The sequence below is a fragment of the Agaricicola taiwanensis genome (assembly GCF_014635245.1).
Classification (GTDB): Bacteria; Pseudomonadota; Alphaproteobacteria; order Rhizobiales; family Methylopilaceae; genus Agaricicola; species Agaricicola taiwanensis.
Genome location: NZ_BMCP01000002.1, coordinates 93,946 through 112,444, shown reverse-complemented (window position 1 = coordinate 112,444; position 18,499 = coordinate 93,946). Strand labels below are relative to the sequence as shown.

The 18,499-nt window shown below is 64.0% G+C and carries 18 protein-coding genes and 1 tRNA gene; 7 read left to right on the top strand and 12 right to left on the bottom strand.

What is annotated here, in order from left to right; all coding sequences use genetic code 11:
* Positions 1–29 precede the first annotated feature (29 nt).
* The 4 genes from IEV58_RS07975 to IEV58_RS07960 all read right to left on the bottom strand — a co-directional run bounded on the left by IEV58_RS07975 (position 30) and on the right by IEV58_RS07960 (position 1,929).
* Entirely contained in the window at positions 30–776 is a 747-nt protein-coding gene (locus IEV58_RS07975; protein WP_229729276.1) for a DUF4336 domain-containing protein, read from the bottom strand.
* A 110-nt stretch (positions 777–886) separates the two neighbouring features.
* Positions 887–1,141 carry a hypothetical protein gene (locus IEV58_RS07970; RefSeq protein WP_188409227.1) on the bottom strand — a complete coding sequence of 85 codons (255 nt, stop codon included), beginning with the start codon at positions 1,139–1,141 and terminating at the stop codon, positions 887–889.
* Positions 1,142–1,423: 282 nt separating this feature from the next.
* A tRNA-Glu gene (locus IEV58_RS07965) sits at positions 1,424–1,499 on the bottom strand.
* An 85-nt stretch (positions 1,500–1,584) separates the two neighbouring features.
* Positions 1,585–1,929, bottom strand: coding sequence for a hypothetical protein (locus IEV58_RS07960; RefSeq protein WP_188409226.1), 345 nt, complete (start codon positions 1,927–1,929; stop codon positions 1,585–1,587).
* Between IEV58_RS07960 and IEV58_RS07955 the strand changes: the two genes are divergently transcribed.
* Together IEV58_RS07955 and rpoH are read left to right on the top strand one after the other, a co-directional pair.
* Entirely contained in the window at positions 1,928–2,935 is a 1,008-nt protein-coding gene (locus IEV58_RS07955; RefSeq protein ID WP_229729275.1) for an RluA family pseudouridine synthase, read from the top strand. The genes IEV58_RS07960 and IEV58_RS07955 overlap by 2 nt on opposite strands.
* 113 nt (positions 2,936–3,048) lie before the next feature.
* Complete coding sequence (gene rpoH, locus IEV58_RS07950) at positions 3,049–3,930, top strand: RNA polymerase sigma factor RpoH (protein WP_188409224.1); 882 nt, start codon at positions 3,049–3,051, stop codon at positions 3,928–3,930.
* Between the two features lie 64 nt (positions 3,931–3,994).
* Here rpoH and IEV58_RS07945 read toward each other — a convergent pair whose 3' ends face one another.
* Together IEV58_RS07945 and IEV58_RS07940 are read right to left on the bottom strand one after the other, a co-directional pair.
* Complete coding sequence (locus tag IEV58_RS07945) at positions 3,995–5,404, bottom strand: hypothetical protein (RefSeq protein ID WP_188409223.1); 1,410 nt, start codon at positions 5,402–5,404, stop codon at positions 3,995–3,997.
* Between the two features lie 58 nt (positions 5,405–5,462).
* On the bottom strand, positions 5,463–6,758 hold the full coding sequence (locus tag IEV58_RS07940; protein WP_188409222.1) for an adenylosuccinate synthase: 1,296 nt from the start codon (positions 6,756–6,758) through the stop codon (positions 5,463–5,465).
* Positions 6,759–6,970: 212 nt separating this feature from the next.
* On the opposite strand from IEV58_RS07940, the gene IEV58_RS07935 reads away from it, so the two are divergent.
* Positions 6,971–7,828 carry a VOC family protein gene (locus IEV58_RS07935; RefSeq protein WP_188409221.1) on the top strand — a complete coding sequence of 286 codons (858 nt, stop codon included), beginning with the start codon at positions 6,971–6,973 and terminating at the stop codon, positions 7,826–7,828.
* A gap of 93 nt (positions 7,829–7,921) precedes the next feature.
* Positions 7,922–8,848, top strand: coding sequence for a DMT family transporter (locus IEV58_RS07930; protein WP_188409220.1), 927 nt, complete (start codon positions 7,922–7,924; stop codon positions 8,846–8,848).
* Positions 8,849–8,854: 6 nt separating this feature from the next.
* Here IEV58_RS07930 and IEV58_RS07925 read toward each other — a convergent pair whose 3' ends face one another.
* Entirely contained in the window at positions 8,855–10,555 is a 1,701-nt protein-coding gene (locus IEV58_RS07925) for an IlvD/Edd family dehydratase (RefSeq protein WP_188409219.1), read from the bottom strand.
* Between the two features lie 191 nt (positions 10,556–10,746).
* Between IEV58_RS07925 and IEV58_RS07920 the strand changes: the two genes are divergently transcribed.
* Positions 10,747–11,442: a GntR family transcriptional regulator gene (locus IEV58_RS07920; RefSeq protein WP_188409218.1), complete on the top strand. Its 696-nt coding sequence runs from the start codon at positions 10,747–10,749 to the stop codon at positions 11,440–11,442.
* Positions 11,443–11,496: 54 nt separating this feature from the next.
* On the top strand, positions 11,497–12,462 hold the full coding sequence (locus tag IEV58_RS07915) for a Bug family tripartite tricarboxylate transporter substrate binding protein (protein WP_188409217.1): 966 nt from the start codon (positions 11,497–11,499) through the stop codon (positions 12,460–12,462).
* Between the two features lie 20 nt (positions 12,463–12,482).
* On the opposite strand, the gene IEV58_RS07910 is transcribed toward IEV58_RS07915, so the two are convergent.
* The 5 genes from IEV58_RS07910 to IEV58_RS07890 form a co-directional block, all read right to left on the bottom strand.
* Positions 12,483–13,304, bottom strand: a complete 822-nt coding sequence (locus IEV58_RS07910; protein WP_188409216.1) for a citryl-CoA lyase — start codon at positions 13,302–13,304, stop codon at positions 12,483–12,485.
* The gene (locus IEV58_RS07905; RefSeq protein WP_188409215.1) at positions 13,301–14,485 is read right to left on the bottom strand and encodes a CaiB/BaiF CoA transferase family protein; all 1,185 of its coding nucleotides are present in this window, start codon (positions 14,483–14,485) and stop codon (positions 13,301–13,303) included. The genes IEV58_RS07910 and IEV58_RS07905 overlap by 4 nt, the downstream gene beginning before the upstream one ends.
* A gap of 15 nt (positions 14,486–14,500) precedes the next feature.
* A complete protein-coding gene (locus IEV58_RS07900; RefSeq protein WP_188409214.1) occupies positions 14,501–16,024 on the bottom strand; it encodes a tripartite tricarboxylate transporter permease in 1,524 nt (507 codons plus the stop codon).
* A 1-nt stretch (position 16,025) separates the two neighbouring features.
* Complete coding sequence (locus IEV58_RS07895; RefSeq protein WP_188409213.1) at positions 16,026–16,529, bottom strand: tripartite tricarboxylate transporter TctB family protein; 504 nt, start codon at positions 16,527–16,529, stop codon at positions 16,026–16,028.
* 76 nt (positions 16,530–16,605) lie between these two features.
* Positions 16,606–17,577: a Bug family tripartite tricarboxylate transporter substrate binding protein gene (locus IEV58_RS07890; protein WP_188409212.1), complete on the bottom strand. Its 972-nt coding sequence runs from the start codon at positions 17,575–17,577 to the stop codon at positions 16,606–16,608.
* A gap of 168 nt (positions 17,578–17,745) precedes the next feature.
* On the opposite strand from IEV58_RS07890, the gene IEV58_RS07885 reads away from it, so the two are divergent.
* Positions 17,746–18,492 (top strand): IclR family transcriptional regulator, encoded by a 747-nt coding sequence (locus IEV58_RS07885; protein WP_188409211.1) that lies wholly within the window; start codon positions 17,746–17,748, stop codon positions 18,490–18,492.
* Positions 18,493–18,499 lie beyond the last annotated feature (7 nt).

The following is an 18,499-nucleotide window of genomic DNA, read 5'->3' as shown; positions in this document are numbered from 1 at the left end:
CCAAGGCGTGGCCACGGCGTACATCTTATTTAGTCCAGCAGCCACCGAAATGCTCGGCGCAGTTCTGCGGCGCCATCCTGTTCGTACCAGCGCCCATGGGCGAGGATGATCCGTTCCGGATCCCACGCAATCATCTTTTCCACCGCCGCCTTGAGTTGCTTCCGCTTTCTGAAGAAAGTCATCCTCATGTCACGCGGCATGCTGCCATGCGGATCCTGCACGCCGCCCAGCCGGGTAAGCCAGCGCAGGAGGACACTGTGCAGCCGGGCGGGTTCGAAATTCTCGATCAGATCGGTAAGCACCAGCGTCCGGCTGGCATGGTGGAAGAAATCGATTTCCGTCATGAAGCTTCCCGATACCGGCACCGTGGAAAGCTCTCCGTCCCACGGGTAGCCGCCGTGGGCGGCAAGCTCGCGCGCGGGAAAATCGATGCGGCCTTTGGCCTGTTCGCGGATGCCGGGTGCGAGATAGACCTCAGCGCCGGGATAGGCGTCTCGCCACTCGGGAATCCACCAGTAATGAATGCGGTTCGGCCCGATGATCCAGCGCGGCTGGCCCACCTCTTCCAGCTGCGCCTTGAGATCGGGAACAAGCGGCGTTGGTGAATGGATGAAGAGGCCATCCGCGAGCCGGATAACGGTCATGCGCGTGGGGAACGGCATCTTCGGCCATGGCATGCCGAATTCGATCAGGGGTCCGTCGACGATCCAGACGTCCGGCGCTACAACCTTCAATGTGTTGAGCGGCGGATAGGTGGCATGGGATTTACAAGACAAATCCTTCGGTCCGTCGCGAGCGATAGCAGATTCCGCCGGCTACCGGCCGTTGGCCGATGTCCCGTCATCCCTTTTCATCATGCCGCCGACTGCCGGATTAAGGAATTCGCTTATCGCCTGTAATCGCGATGGTCACGGTGGTCGCGATACTCACGGCGGTCACGATAGTCACGGTGGTCACGCCGATCGCGACGGTCCGACCGATAGACCTCACGCTCCCGCACGACCGTGCGAGATTGCACATGAGGCGCGCGCTGGTAGACGGTGGGACTGTTGGCATACCCAGGGCGTCCGTCTTGCACGCAGGCTGAAAGCGAGATGCCAGCAATAACAATCGAAGCGATCGACAGCATTTTTGTGAACATGAGGTTCCTCCAGCGAGAGTTATGGGGCAGCTGCGGGATAGGGCAACCCTGGCCGAACCCATAGACTGCGGCAAGCCATTGCAGCGCGCCTCACCGATAAGCGGAGGTGACAACGCCCATGCTCAAATTCGGTGGAGCGCGTTTAATCCCGCCGAATTCCAGAGTAAGGCGAAAGGACCGGATAAGGTCTTCGCGCCAGTTGACGCGCCAATTTCACTGTATGTTCCGTCGTCCGACAAGCACCAGACAAAAGAAAAACCCTCAGAAATGAGGTCTTTTTGCTGGCGCTCCCAAGGGGACTCGAACCCCTGTTTTCGCCGTGAGAGGGCGACGTCCTAGACCGCTAGACGATGGGAGCGGAGCGCGGAATTGCTGCGCGAGGCGCTTCTATAGCCAAGCTGCCCTCCCGCATCAAGCGTAAAGCGCAGGGCGGGCGAAACCGCTCAACGTGGCCGCGTGGCGATGGTGCCGCGCGGCTGAAGCGTCTCGGCATCCAGCACATGCACCGTCACCGCGCCGCCTTCCGCGCCGACCCGCACATAGATATTCCGGCCATCGCCATTGGCGGAAAGGATGGCCGAACCGGGTTCCGCCGGGATCGATTGCGCCATCGCCTCTGCCGGCGTGGGCTCGCTCGACTTGACGAGGCGGTAGGCGATGACCGACATGACGGCCAGAAAGCCGATCAGCATGAGGCTGGTCGATATCGCTACGATGCGCTTGAGCTTGGTGACCATTTCGGCCTGCTTGGGATCAAGCTCGTCCTCATCACGGATGTCGCTCTTCATGACTGATCGTGCTCCTCGCCGCTTTGCCGTCACCGTGCCGCCGGACACGAACGAGCGGCTGGACCGTGTGCTCGCCCAGGCGCTGCCTGAGCTGTCGCGCACCCGGATACAGGCGCTGGTGAAAGCGGGCAAGGTCTTCGCCGATGGCAAGGTGCGGCTCAACCCCAGTGAAAAGGTGGAGGGTGGCACGGAACTGACCCTGGAGGAGCCTCCACCGGTGCCCGCCGTGCCTGAAGGCGAGGCCATTCCGCTGACGGTTGTCTATGAAGACGATGACCTCATCGTCATCGACAAACCGGCCGGCCTCGTGGTGCATCCCGGCGCCGGCCACACCGGGGGCACACTCGTCAATGCCCTCCTCGCCCATTGCGGCGGAAGCCTCTCCGGCATCGGCGGCGTGGAGCGTCCCGGGATCGTCCATCGGCTGGACAAGGACACCTCCGGCCTCCTCGTGGTGGCCAAGAACGATCTGGCCCACCGGGGCCTTGCAGAGCAGTTCGCCGATCACGGCCGCACCGGCCCGCTCGACCGGGCCTATCTCGCCCTGGTCTGGGGCGCGCCATTGGCCACCAGTGGCACGGTGGACGCTCCGCTGGAGCGCGACCCGCGCAATCGGGAGAAGATCGCCGTGACGAAGCTTGGACGCGGCCGCGAAGCCATCACCCACTGGCGTGTGCTGCAGCGTTTCGGGCCCGCCGAGGCGCCGCTGGCAAGCCTCATCTCCTGCCGCCTGGAAACCGGGCGCACGCATCAGATCCGCGTGCACCTGGCGCATATCGGCCATCCGCTTTTGGGGGATGCCACCTATGGCGCCGGATTTCGCTCAAAGGCAAAGAAGCTGTCCGACCGCGCACGAGAGGCGCTGGAAGCCCTAGATCGTCAAGCGCTTCACGCTGAGCGGCTGGCTTTCGAGCACCCTGTTACCCATGAGGAATTGGGGTTTGATTCTCCACTTCCAAGGGACCTTCAACGCCTTATCGACGTTCTCCGTATCTCGGAGACGTGAGGGCTTGCCCCTTACGGAAGGGCCCGCCGCCACTTATATTAACGGGGCGGCTGGCGACATGCGGCCGCAAAGACGGCCTGCCACAATGGAGGCCAACGGAGGATAAAGACACCATGGCGCAAATGGCGCTTCCCGCTCTATCCGGCGATCACGGGCTTTCGCAGTATCTCAATGAGATCCGGCGCTATCCCATGCTGGAACCGGACGAAGAATTCATGCTGGCCAAGAGCTGGCGCGAACACGGCGACCGTGAAGCCGCGCACCGTCTCGTCACCAGCCATCTGCGCTTGGTGGCGAAGATCGCCATGGGCTATCGTGGCTATGGCCTGCCCATCGGCGAGGTCATTTCCGAAGGCAACGTCGGCCTCATGCAGGCCGTGAAAAGGTTTGAGCCGGATAAGGGCTTCCGCCTTGCCACCTATGCCATGTGGTGGATCCGTGCCGCGATCCAGGAATACATCCTGCGTTCCTGGTCGCTGGTGAAGATGGGCACGACGGCCAATCAGAAGAAGCTGTTCTTCAACCTGCGCAAGGCCAAAAGCCAGATTTCCGCGCTGGAAGACGGCGATCTGCGCCCCGATCAGGTCAAGACCATCGCCACCCGCCTCGGCGTGTCCGAGGACGAGGTCGTTTCCATGAACCGCCGGCTTTCGGGCGATTCTTCGCTCAACGCGCCCATGCGGTCTGCGGAAGCGGATTCCGCCGAATGGCAGGACTGGCTGGTGGATGAGAGCGATACCCAGGAGGACATCCTCGTTGAGAGTGAGGAACTGGACAACCGGCGCTCCGCGCTGTCCAAGGCCCTCACCGTACTCAACGACCGCGAACGCCGCATCTTCGAGGCGCGCCGTCTTGCCGACGACCCGCTGACGCTGGAGGCGCTGTCCGATGAATTCGGCGTCAGCCGCGAGCGTGTCCGACAGATCGAGGTGCGGGCCTTTGAAAAGGTACAGAAGGCCGTGCGCGACAACGTCGCGGCCATTGAGGCTCACTGACTGCTGTCAGGGGCAAACAGATCCAACAAAAAGGGCGCCCGAGAGCGCCCTTTTTCAGTTCTGATCAAGGTGCCGGCGGCGGCGGCGCGGCAGTGCCCGCGTCCTGGGCGGCCGCCGGTTGCGCCGCATCGATCTTGCTCCAAGCCTCGATGGCCTGGGCAAAGGCCTGCTGCCCGGGAGAGCCAAGCTCGAGACTGAGCACCGCGCGGCGGCCATTCTCGTAAAGCAGCGGCAGGTCGATCCAGGAGCTCTCGCGCATCAGCTTGAGGTTCTGTTCCTTGTCGTTCGGCGCGTTGGACAGGCCGATCAGGAAGAAGCCGTTCATCACCTTGACCGAAATGCCGTGGAGCGCCGTTCCGCCGGCATCCTCGCCCGCCTTGAACAGGATGCCCGGAACATTGGCGATCCCACCATTGGGGAAGCCCGGAGCCAGGGTGAACTGCATGTCGACCGTGTGGCTCGCCGGCAGCGTCGCATCGGTGTTGCGGCGGATCAGCATGACCATCTTGATGCCGCGGTTCGGCATGTCGATCTCGGCACGAACCTGCGGCTCCTGCCCGTCGCCGCCGTTCGGAATATCTTCCAGTCGCCACACCGCGGAACCGCTCACGGCCGTTCCACTCTGCTGGTCCGGGCTTTCCTCGTAAAGAACGGAGCGTTGGGCCACGGGAGCGACCGCCGGCGGCGTCGGCTCCTGCTGCGCGGCCGTGGGCGGCGCATCGGTCGCGGGCGCCGTGGTGGCGCTCGGTTCGGCATCCGGCGTGGGCTGCGCGTCGCCGGGCGGTGGTACCGCCTCGTCCTCGCCTTCGTCAGTGGTTTCCTCGCCGGCGGGCGCGCGCTCGGTATCCTTGCCCGGCACACCGGTCAAGACAGCGGTTTCGGTCCCGTCTCCGGTCAGCCTGTCGCGCATCGTATAAGCGGCAATGCCCAGACCGGCGAGGATCAGAACAGCGACGATGGCGAAGACGGCCGGGCCACGCCGCCGCTCTACCGGCTCAGCTTCCTCCGCCGGGGCATCTGCCATCGGACGCCGCTCCCGTTCCTCGGCCGGCGTCGGACGCGCGGCCGGAGGCGAGGCTTCGGGTGAAAACCGAGGCTCCACACGCGGCTGCTCGGTCTGCGCCGGATAGCCGTCGAGATCAGCCTGATCCGCAGCTGCGCGGGATTGTGCCGCCGTCGCGGCGGGGCCAAGGCGTTCCGCATCCGCCGCCGCCTGGCGCACGCTTTCCACGGGGTCGCTGCTGCGTGCCGCTGGGTTGGCCGCGCTACGCTGCTCGGTCTCCACGCGGCGGATGGCATCTTCCAGCCCGAGGCGCTCGCGCGTGATGTCCGACTCCGACAGGGGCGGATCATAGCTGCGCAGCTGCTTCACGATGGCTGTACGCGCACGTTCATAAACCGCGCGGCGCGTTTCGGCGGTGTTCTGGTCAAGTCCCGCGATGGCGCGGGACAGAACGGGGTAGTAATCGGCCATGTGGCGCCGGGCTCCCGTATGTCGTTGCGTCGTCTTGCGACGAAGACCGTTGTGTCAGTCAGTCCTGAAACGGATCTTGGACAAGAATCGTGTCGTCTCTTTCCGGACTGGTCGAAAGAAGCGCCACGGGGCAGCCGATCAATTCCTCGATCCGCCGCACATATTTGATGGCCTGGGCAGGCAGCTCCGCCCAGGAACGAGCACCGGCCGTTGATTCGGACCAGCCCTCAATAGTCTCATAAATCGGCTCGACGCGCGCCTGTTCGCATTGGCTTGCGGGAAGACGATCGATTTCCCGTCCATCGAGCTTGTAACGAGTGCAGACCTTGATCTCGGAAAGCCCGTCTAGGATGTCGAGCTTGGTCAGCGCGATGCCGTCGATGCCGCTGGTCTTTACGGTCTGGCGCACGGTGACGGCATCGAACCAACCGCAGCGGCGCGCACGGCCGGTGACCGTGCCAAACTCGCGCCCGCGCTCACCGATGCCGCGCCCGATCTCATCGAAGAGCTCGGTCGGGAACGGCCCCTCACCCACCCGGGTGGTATAGGCCTTGGCGATACCGAGCACATAACCCACAGCCTTGGGCCCGAGGCCGGAGCCGGTGGCTGCCTGTCCCGAAACCGTATTGGACGAGGTGACATAGGGATAGGTGCCGTGGTCAACGTCGAGGAGAGCGCCCTGCGCGCCTTCGAACAGGATGCGCGCGCCTTCGCGGCGGCGCTGGTCGAGCAGCTCCCAGACCGCGTCCATATAGGGCAGCACCTTGTCGGCGACCGCCGCCAGTTCCTCGTAGATGGCTTCCGTGGTGAACTCGGACAGGCCGAAGCCGCGACGCAACGCGTTATGATGCGCCAGCAGCCGCTCGATCTTTTCCTTCAACTTGTCGAGATAGGCGAGGTCCATCACGCGGATGGCGCGGCGGCCGACCTTGTCCTCATAGGCAGGGCCGATGCCACGCTTGGTGGTGCCTATCTTGGACCCGGCGCTGGAAGCCTCCTCGCGCAGGGCATCAAGCTCGCGATGGAGCGACAGGATCAGCGTGGCGTTGTCGGCAATGCGCAGGCTCTCACGGCTGATGGCGACGCCCTGCCCTTGCAGCTTGTCGATCTCGCTGACCAGCGCGTAAGGGTCGATGACCACGCCATTGCCGATGACCGACAGCTTACCCGGCCGCACGACGCCGGAGGGCAGCAGCGACAGCTTGTAGGTCACGCCGTCGATGACGAGGGTATGGCCTGCATTATGTCCGCCCTGGAAGCGAACGACGACATCGGCCCTGTCAGACAGCCAGTCGACGATCTTGCCCTTGCCCTCATCGCCCCATTGGGCGCCGACCACCACGACGTTTGCCATTCGCTTAACCAATCCAACTCGACGTCGAAAAAAGCCCGATTCCGCTAAGGAGTCGGGATGCATCAGCGTCGTAACGGATCGGCGGAGGCGAGTAAAGCGAGGCGCTTCATAAGCAGCGCGGCAATATCCAACATGCAGGGCTGCAACAACAGACAGCTTGTGCGAAAGCTCCGCACTGACGACATGATCCATCAACAGATGGAGATGACCCCATGCCGCACCGGCTGCCTGCCACCACCACGCTCGGCCCCGTGACGCTGCGTATCGCGGACCTCGACCGTTCGCTCGCTTTCTATCGCGATCTCCTGGGCTTCGAGGTCCTGACGAGCGACACTGACGGCACCGCCACGCTGGGTGCAAATGGAAAACCCCTGATCCTGCTTGAAGCCCACGCCGGTCTTCCGCCACGTCCGCATGACGCGCCGGGGCTGTTCCACGTGGCGATCCTTCTGCCCGACCGCCCCTCCCTCGGCGCCATGTTGGGACGTCTCGCCCGTCACGGCATACGGCTTGGCGCGTCCGATCACATCGTCTCTGAGGCGCTTTACCTCGACGATCCCGACGGCAACGGCCTGGAAATCTATTGCGACCGTCCGCGAACCGACTGGCGATGGCATGGTGGGGAAGTCGAGATGGCGACCGAACCCATGGACACCCGCGCCGTCCTCGCCCAGGCCGCACCTGAGGACGAGCCCTATCGACTTCCGGCTGGCACCGCCATCGGCCATGTGCACCTGCAGGTGGGCGATCTCGCCGAAGCCAAGCGCTTTTATGTGGACATCATGGGCTTCGATGTGACGACAGAAAGCTACCCCGGTGCTCTCTTCGTCAGTGCCGGTGGTTACCACCACCATCTCGGCCTGAACGTCTGGCGTTCACGCGGGGGCAAAGCCGCGCCGCATGACAGGGCGGGCCTCGAACGACTGGTGCTTCAGTTCCCATCCCCTGATGCCGCAGCCGTGCGGGAACGTGCCGCCTCGGCCGACCTCAACTCCACCGAGGTGCCACAAGGATTCATCCTGCGAGACCCATGGGGCAACGCCATGCTGGTGACATCGGAACCCGCGTGAAGCGGTTTTTTCGGCAGGCGAGGCCGGACGCGGTTTGACCCCCGCGTCCGGCAGGTCTAGACCGCTGATACCGCTCCCTGCCCGAGTGCCCCAGTGTCACAGCCGCCCCGCTTCTTCGGTCTTTACGACCGGCCCTATCTTCTCCTATCGCTGACGTCGCTGTTCTGGGCCACCAACATCGTGCTCGGACGCTTTATCGCAGGCTCCATTCCACCGATCACGCTCGCCTGGGTGCGCTGGGCCGCCGCGGCGGTGATACTGGCGCCCTTCGCCTGGCATCACGTGAGGCGCGACTGGCCCGCCCTGCGCGAGCGCATCGGCGTTGTGATCGTCCTCTCCCTCACCGGCATCACGCTCTACAACACCATGGCCTACATCGGCCTGACGCACACCCAGGCGCTCAACGCCCTGCTGCTCCAGTCGACGGTGCCGGTCATGATCGCGGTGATGACCTTCTTCATGTACGGCGACCGGCTCACCGGCCGGCAGCTTTCGGGCATCCTCACCTCCATGCTGGGCGTGGTCACCATCATCTGCCGCGGCGATCCGCGGGTGCTCCTGAGTGTCGAGCTCAATCAGGGTGATATCTGGATGCTCTCGGCCCTGGCGATCTACGCGTTCTACTCCGCCGTTTTGCGCAAGAAACCGCAGGTGCATCCGCTGTCGCTGCTCTGCGCCACCATCACCCTCGGCGCGATCCTGCTGACACCCTTCTTCCTGTGGGAGCTCTCCACCGGCGCACGACCCGTGGTCAGCGCCGCGACAGTCGCGGTCTTCGTCTATGTGGCGATCTTTCCATCCCTGGTCGCCTATCTCTTTTTCAACCGCGGCGTCGAACTCATCGGCGCCAATCGCACCGGCCCATTCTTCCATCTGATGCCGCTGTTCGGCTCGGCCATCGCGATCCTGTTCCTGGGAGAGCGGCCGATGTGGTTCCATGCGCTCGGCTATGCACTGGTGGTGACAGGCATTTTCCTGGCCACGCGGCGCAGCCGCCCAGAACCCCAACTCGCCCCTTGATGCTTCCTACTTCGGCAGGCGCAGGAAGCTGAAATCGCACCCCTCGTCGGCCTGCAGAACAGTCTCTTCGAAAAGCCGCGCATAGCCGCGCGCGGGTGCTTCGCGCCGTGGCGCCCTTTCCAGTTCGTCGCGCCGCCGCGCGAGCTCCTCCTCCTCGACCAGAAGATCGATGCGCCGCCCCGCGACGTCGAGCTGGATCAGATCGCCGTTACGCACCAGAGCCAGCGGCCCGCCATCGGCGGATTCAGGCGTGATGTGCAGGACGATCGAGCCAAAGGCCGTGCCGCTCATGCGCGCATCCGAAATGCGCACCATGTCCTTCACGCCTTGGCGGCCAAGCTTCTTGGGGATCGGCAGATAGCCCGCCTCCGGCATGCCGGGAGCGCCCTTGGGGCCGGCGTTGCGCAGCACCAGCACGTCATCGGCCGTGACATCGAGATCGGGATCGTCGACACGGGCGGTCATGTCTTCAACCGACTCGAAGACCACGGCACGGCCTGTGTGCTGCAGGAGATGCGGAGATGCCGCCGCGCTTTTGATGATGGCACCGCGTGGCGCGAGATTGCCGGTGAGCACAGCCATCGACCCCTCCCTTTTGATCGGGTTGGACCGTGGCCGGATGACGTCCTGCCCCGGCACATCCTCGGCCCGTGCCGCGATTTCGGCCAGCGTCTCGCCGGTGATCGTCTTGGCATGAAGATCAAGAAGATCGCCGAGCTGCGCGATCAGCTTCGGCATCCCGCCGGCGTGGTGGAAGTGCTCCATGTAGTGGGAGCCGGAGGGCTTGAGATCGATCAGCACCGGCGCATCTCGGCCCACCTGGTCAAGGTGGGCCATGCTGAAGCCGTGCGGGGTGCGGTTTGCGATGGCCGTCAGGTGGATGACGCCGTTTGTGGAGCCGCCGATCGCCTGCAGCACCACCGCCGCGTTGCGGAAGGCGGAAGGTGTCAGGATCTCGCTCGGGCGAGGCCCGCCGCTCACCGCCATCTGTGCGGCCACCCTGCCGCTTTCCTCGGCGATGCGGATGCGCTCGGCATGGGGCGCCGGCACGGTCGCGCTCATGGGCAGCGACAGCCCCATGATTTCCGTGATGCAAGCCATGGTACTGGCTGTTCCCATGACCATGCAGGTGCCGACTGACGGCGCGAGGCGCCCGTTGACCGCCGCGATCTCCGCCTCGTCGATCTCACCGGCGCGATGCGCGCTCCACAGTCTGCGGCAATCGGTACAGGCGCCGAGCACCTCGCCTCTGTGATGACCCACCACCATGGGGCCAACAGGCACCACCACCGTCGGCAGATCGACACTGACCGCCCCCATGATCTGCGCTGGCAGCGTCTTGTCGCAGCCGCCGATCACCACCACCGCGTCCATGGGCTGGGCGCGGATCATCTCCTCGGTGTCCATGGCCATCAGGTTGCGCAGGAACATCGAGGTGGGGTGCGAGAAGCTCTCGTGAATCGAAATGGTCGGGAAGGCCATGGGCATGGCGCCGGCCAGCATCACTCCCCGCTTCACCGCCTCCACGAGCTGCGGAACGTTGCCATGGCATGGATTATAGTCGCTGTACGTGTTGGTGATACCGACGATGGGCCGGCTCAGGGCGTCGTCGGAATAGCCCATGGCCTTGATGAAGGCCTTGCGCAGAAACAGCGAGAAGCCCTCGTCGCCATAGCTGGTCAGCCCCTTGCGCAATCCCTTGGTCATGTCCATTCCTCCACACGACGCCACCATTCACCAGATCGGTGATAAGCTGCAACCAGATCATTATCAATAATATCAACGAGATTTGGCGCAAAATAGCTCATTGAAGCGATGAGTTATCAAACATTATTGACAATCCTGCTTTTCGGCCCCATCGTTCATGCTGACTGAAGAGGTCAGAGGTTCTGACGGCAATGATTGAGACGTCTCCTTCACGTGACAGGGCCCTTGAGGATCTCGTTCGCGCGATCGAAGAGGACATCATCTTCGGCAGGCTCGCGCCCGGCTCGCGGCTAGTGGAAGACGCACTCATGGCGCGTCATGGCGCGACCCGTCATTTTATCCGCCAGGCGTTGGTGCAGCTCGAGCGCAGCGGGATCGTCCGCCGCGAAAAGAACATCGGCGCGACGGTCGCCTCCTATTCGGCCGAACAGATCCGGCAGATCTATCAAGTGCGTGAGATGCTGACCCGGCAGGCGGCCTTGATGACGCCCCTGCCCGCGCCCCCGGCGCTGATCGATCAGCTGATCGAGATTCAGGCCCGCTATATCAAAGCCGCCGAAGAGGGCCGCCTTCGTGATCTGCATGAAATCAACGAGGAGTTTCATGCCGCGCTCTTCGCCGCCTGTGGCAACCGCTATCTGGCCCAGACGCTGCAGGAATATGTCAGCCTGACGCTGCTGGTGAGGTCCAAAACGCTTGCCGATCCAGCGGGTCTCGCCAAGTCACGGCGCGAGCATGACATGATGATCGAGCTTCTGCAGGGCGATGACCCCTGGGTCTTCGCGCAGCTCTGCGTCGAGCATCTCCAGACCAGCAAGAAGGACTATCTGAACCGCGTCGCCTCCGGGAAGCCGCCCTTCCCGGTCGCGGTTCCCGATGACAGCTGAAAAATCGATGGCGAAGCCCCGCAAGAGGGCGGCCGAAACCGGGAGGAAACATCGATGAGAAAACTGATCCTGCTCACGGCCCTCGCGTGCATGGGGGCCAGCCTTGCCGCGCGCGCCGAGGAAAACTGGCCGAAGAGCGACGTCTGGGTGATCGTGCCCTTTGCCGCGGGCGGCACCACCGACATGTTCGCCCGTATCTTCACCAATGACATGCAGGCTAAATACGGCAAGCCGTTCGTGGTGGAGAACAAGTCCGGCGCGGGCGGCACCGTGGGTGCGGCCGCGGCGGCCGCCGCCGAAAACGACGGCCAGACCTTCCTCGTGGGCACGGCCAGCACCCACGCCATCGCGCCCTTCGTCTATGCCTCGCTGCGTTACGACGCGGAAAAGGATTTCCAGCCGGTCGGGCTTTTCGCCAAGGTCCCCAACCTTCTGGCGGTCAGCAACAAGCTGCCCATCAAGACCGTGCAGGATCTGATCGATTACGCCAAGGCTCATCCGGGCGAGCTGAACTTCGGCTCATCAGGCATCGGCAGCGCGCCTCACCTGCCCGCCGAGCTCTTTCAGGCCATGACCGGGACCAAGCTCAACCATGTGCCCTACAAGGCATCCAACGAAGTCATGGCGGCCCTTATCGCGGGCGAGATCGATCTCGCCTTCGACAATATCACCTCCGCCCTTCCGCAAGCGCAAAGCGGCACCATCCGCGCCGTTGCCGTCACCAGCCCGGAGCGCAGCGCGGCGGCGCCCGATCTGCCGTCGGTGGCGGAGACCCTGCCCGGTTTCGACGCCCAATCATGGCATGGCCTCTTCGCGCCGGCAGGAACGCCAAAGGCAATCGTCGACAAAGTGTCTGCCGATGTGAAGCGGATCGTCGCCAAGCCCGAAGTCGACAAGAGACTGAAGGAGATCGGCGCTGTCCCGAGCCCGATGACACCGGAAGAGTTCACGGCCTTCGGGGCGGACGAGCGGGTCCGTTACAAGGAGATTGTCAGCAAGGCCGGCATCGTGCCGCAGTAAGGGACCGACGGCCGTTTGTTCTACAGCTTGCGCGGCGGCGCACCCGTATAGGCCCAGAGCCATTCGCGGGGCAGCGGACCCTTGTTGCGATCCGGCTTCTGAGACTGCTCCCAGGCATGGGCCAGGATGCCCACCGAACGGGACAGGACGAACAGGCCGCGCGTCAGCGTCGGCGGGAACCCCAGTTCCCCATAGATAACCGCCGTCGCGCCATCGATGTTCATGGGGATTGTCTTGCCCTTGCGGGCTGCGATGTCGGCCTCGATGGCCTCGGCGATGCCTGCGAAACGGCCGTTGATGACCCCTTCCCGGGCATACTGGCGCGTGATCTCCAGAAGCCTCGGCGCTCTGGGATCAACGGGGTGGAAGCGATGTCCGAAGCCGGGGACATAGCCTTTGGTTTCAGCAAAGAAGCGGTCGAGCCGATCCCGGACGGCATCTTCAAGCGATGCGCCACCGTCCATATCCGCCGCGATGGCACCGTAGAATTCCAGGGCCTGTTCACCGGCGCCGCCATGGACATCCCCCAGCACGTTGACGGCCGAGGCCATGGCACTGTTGATGCCGACGCCGCAGGTGGCCGCGATGCGGGCGATCGCGATGGAGGGGGCCTGCGGCCCGTGATCCACAGCAGCGGCAAGCGCGATGCCAAGCAGCACCGCCTGCTCCTCGGTCGGCAGCTCGCCACGCAGCATCAGCCAGATCATGGCGGGAAAGCTGACATTGCCGATGAGATCCTGGATCTCATAGCCCCGCAGCCGGATCGTTCCCGGATGCATTTCGATGATGTCGGTCGACCACCATTCCTCGCCGCGTTCCCGTCCGGTTTTCCTCTCACTCATGCGACAGCATCCTTTCGATCACGCGGCGTAAGGCTGGCGAAGACATCGTCCGTGTGTTCGCCAAGTTCTGGCGGGGCGAGCGAGGGGCGCGGCGCGGCGCCATCCACGAGAAAGCCGCCCCTGAGCACCGTCAGCGGCCGTCCGTCCTCGCCACGGTCGGGGAAGCTCGACGTGAGCTGACGCTCGACCACCTGCGGCTCGGTCAGCACCTGAGGGATGGTGAGGATGCGCCCGGCGGGCACGCCGGCGCGGTTGAAGATCCCTTCCCACTCCAGCGCGGATCGTGTCATCAGGCGCGCCTCGATTTCGGCTGTCAGCGCGGCACGATTGACCTTGCGCGCTTCCCGCTCGGCGAAGCGGGGATCGGCCGATAGATTCGCCCGGTCGATCAGCTGGCAGAGCGTGACGAACTGCTCCTGCTTGTTGGCGGCGATGTTGAGCAGGCCATCGGCGGTCCGGAAGGCGCCGGAGGGCGAGGCCGTCATGTTCTCGTTGCCCATGGGCCGTGGCTCCACATCGGCGGTGAGATAATTGGATACCGGCCAGCCGAGCGCGGAGAGGGTGCATTCCAGCATGGAGACATCGAGGAAGGCACCCTGCCCCGTCGTCTTCTGCCGGATCAGGGCGGACACGATGGCAAAGGCGCCGACAAGGCCTCCGAGCGTGTCGGCAACGGGATAGCCGACCCGCAGCGGCGCCGTATCCGCCGTTCCCGTAATGCTCATGACCCCGGAAAGGCCCTGGATGATCTGGTCGTAGGCGGGATTGTTGCGCATCGGACCGGTTTGGCCGAAACCGGAAATGGCGCAATAGACCAGCCCCGGCTTCACCCGGCTGAGCTCCTCGTACCCAAGGCCAAGCCGTTCCATCACGCCCGGCCGGAAATTCTCAACCAGCGCGTCAGCTGATGCGACGAGATCGAGGAATTTTTCCCGATCCGCCTCGTGTTTGAGATCGACCACCACCGACTTCTTGCCGGCGTTCTGGGCGAGGAAGGAGGCGCCCATACCGGCCCTGTTCAGCTCCGATGACGCTCCCAGCTGACGCGCGAGATCGCCGCCATTGGGCGTCTCGACCTTGATGACGTCGGCACCGAGCAGCGCCAGCTGATAGGCGCAATAAGGCCCGGCAAGGACATTGGTGAGATCGAGGACACGGATGCCCTCAAGCAAATTCGTCATGAAAACTCCTGAGTATCAGGCATCGCCGGGAACATGCGCGAGGCCGCGCATGCGCCGCTGCCTGATCAGGCTGAAGAGAAAAGGTGTGAGCAAGGCAAAGGCCGCGAGGGACAGCAGCGTGAGCGACAGCGGATGCGTGTAGAAGACCGACCAGTCGCCATTGGAGATGGTCATGGCGCGGCGGAACTGCGTTTCCGCAAGCGGTCCGAGGATCATGCCGATGATGACGGGTGCGATGGGAAAATCATAGCGCCGCATGACGAAGCCGATCGCTCCAAGCACATAGAGCACCACGAGGTCGATGGGCGACTGCGAGATGCCGTAAGTTCCGACCGTGGCGAAGATCAGGATGCCCGCGTAAAGCTGCGGCGCCGGAATGCGCAGCATGCGGACCCACAAGCCGATCAGCGGCAGGTTGAGAAACACCAGGACGACATTGGCGATGAACAGGCTGGCGATCAGGCCCCAGACCAGCGCCGGCTGCGTCTGCAAAAGCATGGGGCCGGGGCTGATGCCGTAGCTCTGGAATGCCGACAGCATGATCGCGGCCGTGGCCGAAGTCGGCAGGCCAAGCGTCAGCATGGGGACAAGCACGCCGGCGGCGGATGCATTGTTGGCCGCCTCCGGCCCCGCGACGCCTTCGATGGCTCCGATCGTGCCAAACTCTTCCTTGTGCTTGGAGAGCCGCTTTTCCAGGGCATAAGACAGGAAGGTGGGGATTTCAGCGCCACCGGCGGGCATGGCGCCGATGGGAAAGCCGATGAAGGCTCCGCGGATCCAGGCCTTCCATGAGCGCCCCCATTCCGCAGCGGTCATATAGAGCGAGCCCTTCAGCGGTACGACTTCGTCTTTGCCGGCGCGCAGGCGGGAAACCATGTAGAGCGTCTCTCCCACGGCGAAGAGACCAACAGCCGCGACGACCACATTGACCCCGTCGAGCAGTTCGGTCAGCCCAAAGGTGAAGCGCGGCTGGCCGGTTTGCAGATCCACGCCGATCATGCCGAGGACGAAGCCGAGGAACAGGCTGCTGAGGCCGCGCACCGCCGATGATCCGAGCACGGCCGAGACCATGACGAAGGCCAGCACCATCAGAGCGAAATATTCCGCCGCGCCGAAGGCCAGCGCGACACTGACGACGACGGGTGCGAGGAAAGCAACGCCTGCGGTGCCGATCAGACCGGCGACGAAAGAGCCGATCGCTGCGGTTGCGAGGGCGGCTCCCGCGCGGCCTGATCGTGCCATGCGGTTGCCTTCGAGCGCGGTCACAATCGTCGCGCTCTCGCCTGGTGTGTTGAGGAGGATCGATGTGGTCGACCCGCCATACATCGCGCCGTAGTAAATGCCCGCGAACAGGATGAAGGAAGCTTCCGGAGCGACCTGATAGGTGATGGGCAGCAAAAGCGCGATGGTGAGCGCCGGCCCCAGGCCCGGCAGCACGCCAATGGCGGTGCCGAGTGTCGTGCCCACCAAGCACCACATCAGGTTCGCCGGCGTGAGCGCGACGGCAAATCCGTTCGCAAGCTGGGTGAGCGTCTCCATGTCAGCCTCCGAGCAGATTTTCGATGAAGCCGGAGCCGATGCTGACGCCGAGCGCCTTGGCGAAGCCAAAGTAGACGGCAAGCGAAAGCACCAGGCCGATCAGAGCATCACGTCCCGGCCGCCTGCTGCCGAACCCATGGCACACGAGCACGAACAGGACGACCGATGCGGCCGTGAAGCCGAGGGGCTTGATGAGAACGACGTTGGCAAGAAGACCGGCGGCGACAAACAGGACTGATCGCCAGTGGACAGCCGTGTCCTTCTCTTCCTGGGGCTGCCATCCGCCCCGTACCGCCGAGATCAGGAGCAGCAGGGACAGGAGAACAAGCCCCGCGCTCGTCATATAGGGAAAAACTGTTGGTCCGACCTTGGAGTACATGGGCGAGACCGGGATCGCCACGACCTGCCATATGGCAATGCCGGCGCAGGCCATCAGGCCCAGCGCGATGGACAGCTCGGGCAATGCAAGGCGCGCGGGGGCGCGGCGCTCATCGCTGAGGCTCATCGTATCACTCCAGATATAGTGGGTCATTGCGGGGAGAGAGGTGAGCGCGGCGGAGTTGGCCGCGCCCACCCGTCGATCACGCCAGGCCGAGGTCCTTGAGGATCGCCTCGATCCGCGCTGTGTCCTCCTTCAGGAACCGGTCGTAATCGTCGCCGGTCATCAGGATGGGCGTCCAGCCGCGATTCTTGCATTCGGCCTGCCAGGCCTCGCTGGCCGACATGGTCTCCATCAGCTTGATCATCGCCGACTTGTTCTCGTCGGTGATCCCGGGAGGAGCGAAAACGCCGCGCCAGTTGAAGAGCTCGACGTCCACGCCGGCTTCCTTCAGCGTCGGGGCATCGATGCCGGGCTGCCGGCTGTCGGACGAGATCGCGAGGACCCGAAGTCCTCCCGCCTTAACCTGCTCGGCGAATTCTCCATAGCCGGAAATGCCGCCCGCGACCTGATTGCCCAGCAGCGACGCCAAAGCTTCGCCCCCGCCGGCAAAAGGCACATAGGACAGGCTCGTTGCCTTCACGCCGACGGCTTTGGCGATCAGACCAAACAGGATGTGATCGGATCCACCTGCCGATCCGCCCGCGACCGGCACCTTTGTCGGATCCGCTTTGAGGGCGTCGAGGAAGTCCTGCGTTGTCTTGAAGGGCGATGCCGCCGGAACGACCAGGGCTTCGAACTCACCCGTCAGCCGCGCGATCGGCGTCACCTGGCTCAGGTCGTTGGCCGAGCGATTGGCGATGATGCTGCCCACCATGACCATGCCGCCGACCATGAGGGCGTTGTCACGCCCCTTCCACTGATTGACGAACTGCGGCAGCCCGACGGTGCCGCCCGCGCCACCGACGTTCGTGATCTGGGCGCCGCCGATCAGCTTCTCCTTGCGCAGAACCTGATCCATCGTGCGGGCCGTCTGGTCCCAGCCGCCACCGGGAGCGGCCGGCACGAACATCTGCAATTGCTGGATATCCTGCGCGAAAGCCGGCGAGACGCCGGGCAGAAGGCCGGCTGCACCGAAGGCGGCGGCGGTCAGAAGAAAGCTGCGTCTGTCCATATGGAATTCCCTCCCTGGGAGCGCCTGACGGCGTCTTGAATGGTGGCGTGGCCAACCTTGCCGCGTCAGTAAGCCCATGACGTTTTGTTCTGTCAAGAAGAATAACGTTCTGTTAGACAGAACGAAAACAAGCTGCTACGGTCATCACACAAGAGATTGGAGATTTGCATGGCACCAGCAGCCGACGGCGATTCCTCCGCGACGGGCGGCGGAGTTGCCGCCCTGAACCGAGCCATTGCCATCCTGACCGCCTTCACAGCCAAGGACAGGTCACTGAGCCTGGCGGAACTTGCCGCGCGGACGGGGCTCTACAAGAGCACGATCCTGCGGCTGGTGGTCTCGCTGCTGGAGCATCAGTTCATGGAGCGGCTGGAGGATGGCCGCTACCGCATTGGGCCAGCGGCATTTCAGCTCGGGACCATGTATCAGCGCTCGGTCGCGGCCAACGACATCATGCTGCCGATCATGCGGGAGCTGTCGGATCTCTCCCTGGAGAGTGTCGCCTTCTATGTGAGGTCGGGAGCGCTGCGGACCTGCCTCTATCGCGTCGAGTCCAAGCACCCGATCCGCTACAGCATCCGCGAAGGCGATGTGCTGCCGCTGGAATCAGGTTCCGGCGGCCGGGTCCTGGCCGCCTTCTCCGGCAAGGCGGGGGAGCCCTATGACGCCATCCGACGAGATTTCTTCTACATGGCCCTGGGTGAGCGCGATCCCGAGACCGCGGGCATATCGGCTCCCGTGTTCTCTCCCGGACAGAATCTGGTCGGTGTCCTCACCCTCGCCGGCCCGCGCATCCGTGTGACGGAAGACTTCCTGATGAAGATGAGACAGCCGTTGCTTCAGGCGGCTGCCCGCGCAAGCCGCGCCTTCGGTGACGATGGAGCGGGGCTCGACCGTGCCAGCCGCATGAATTGAACGACAC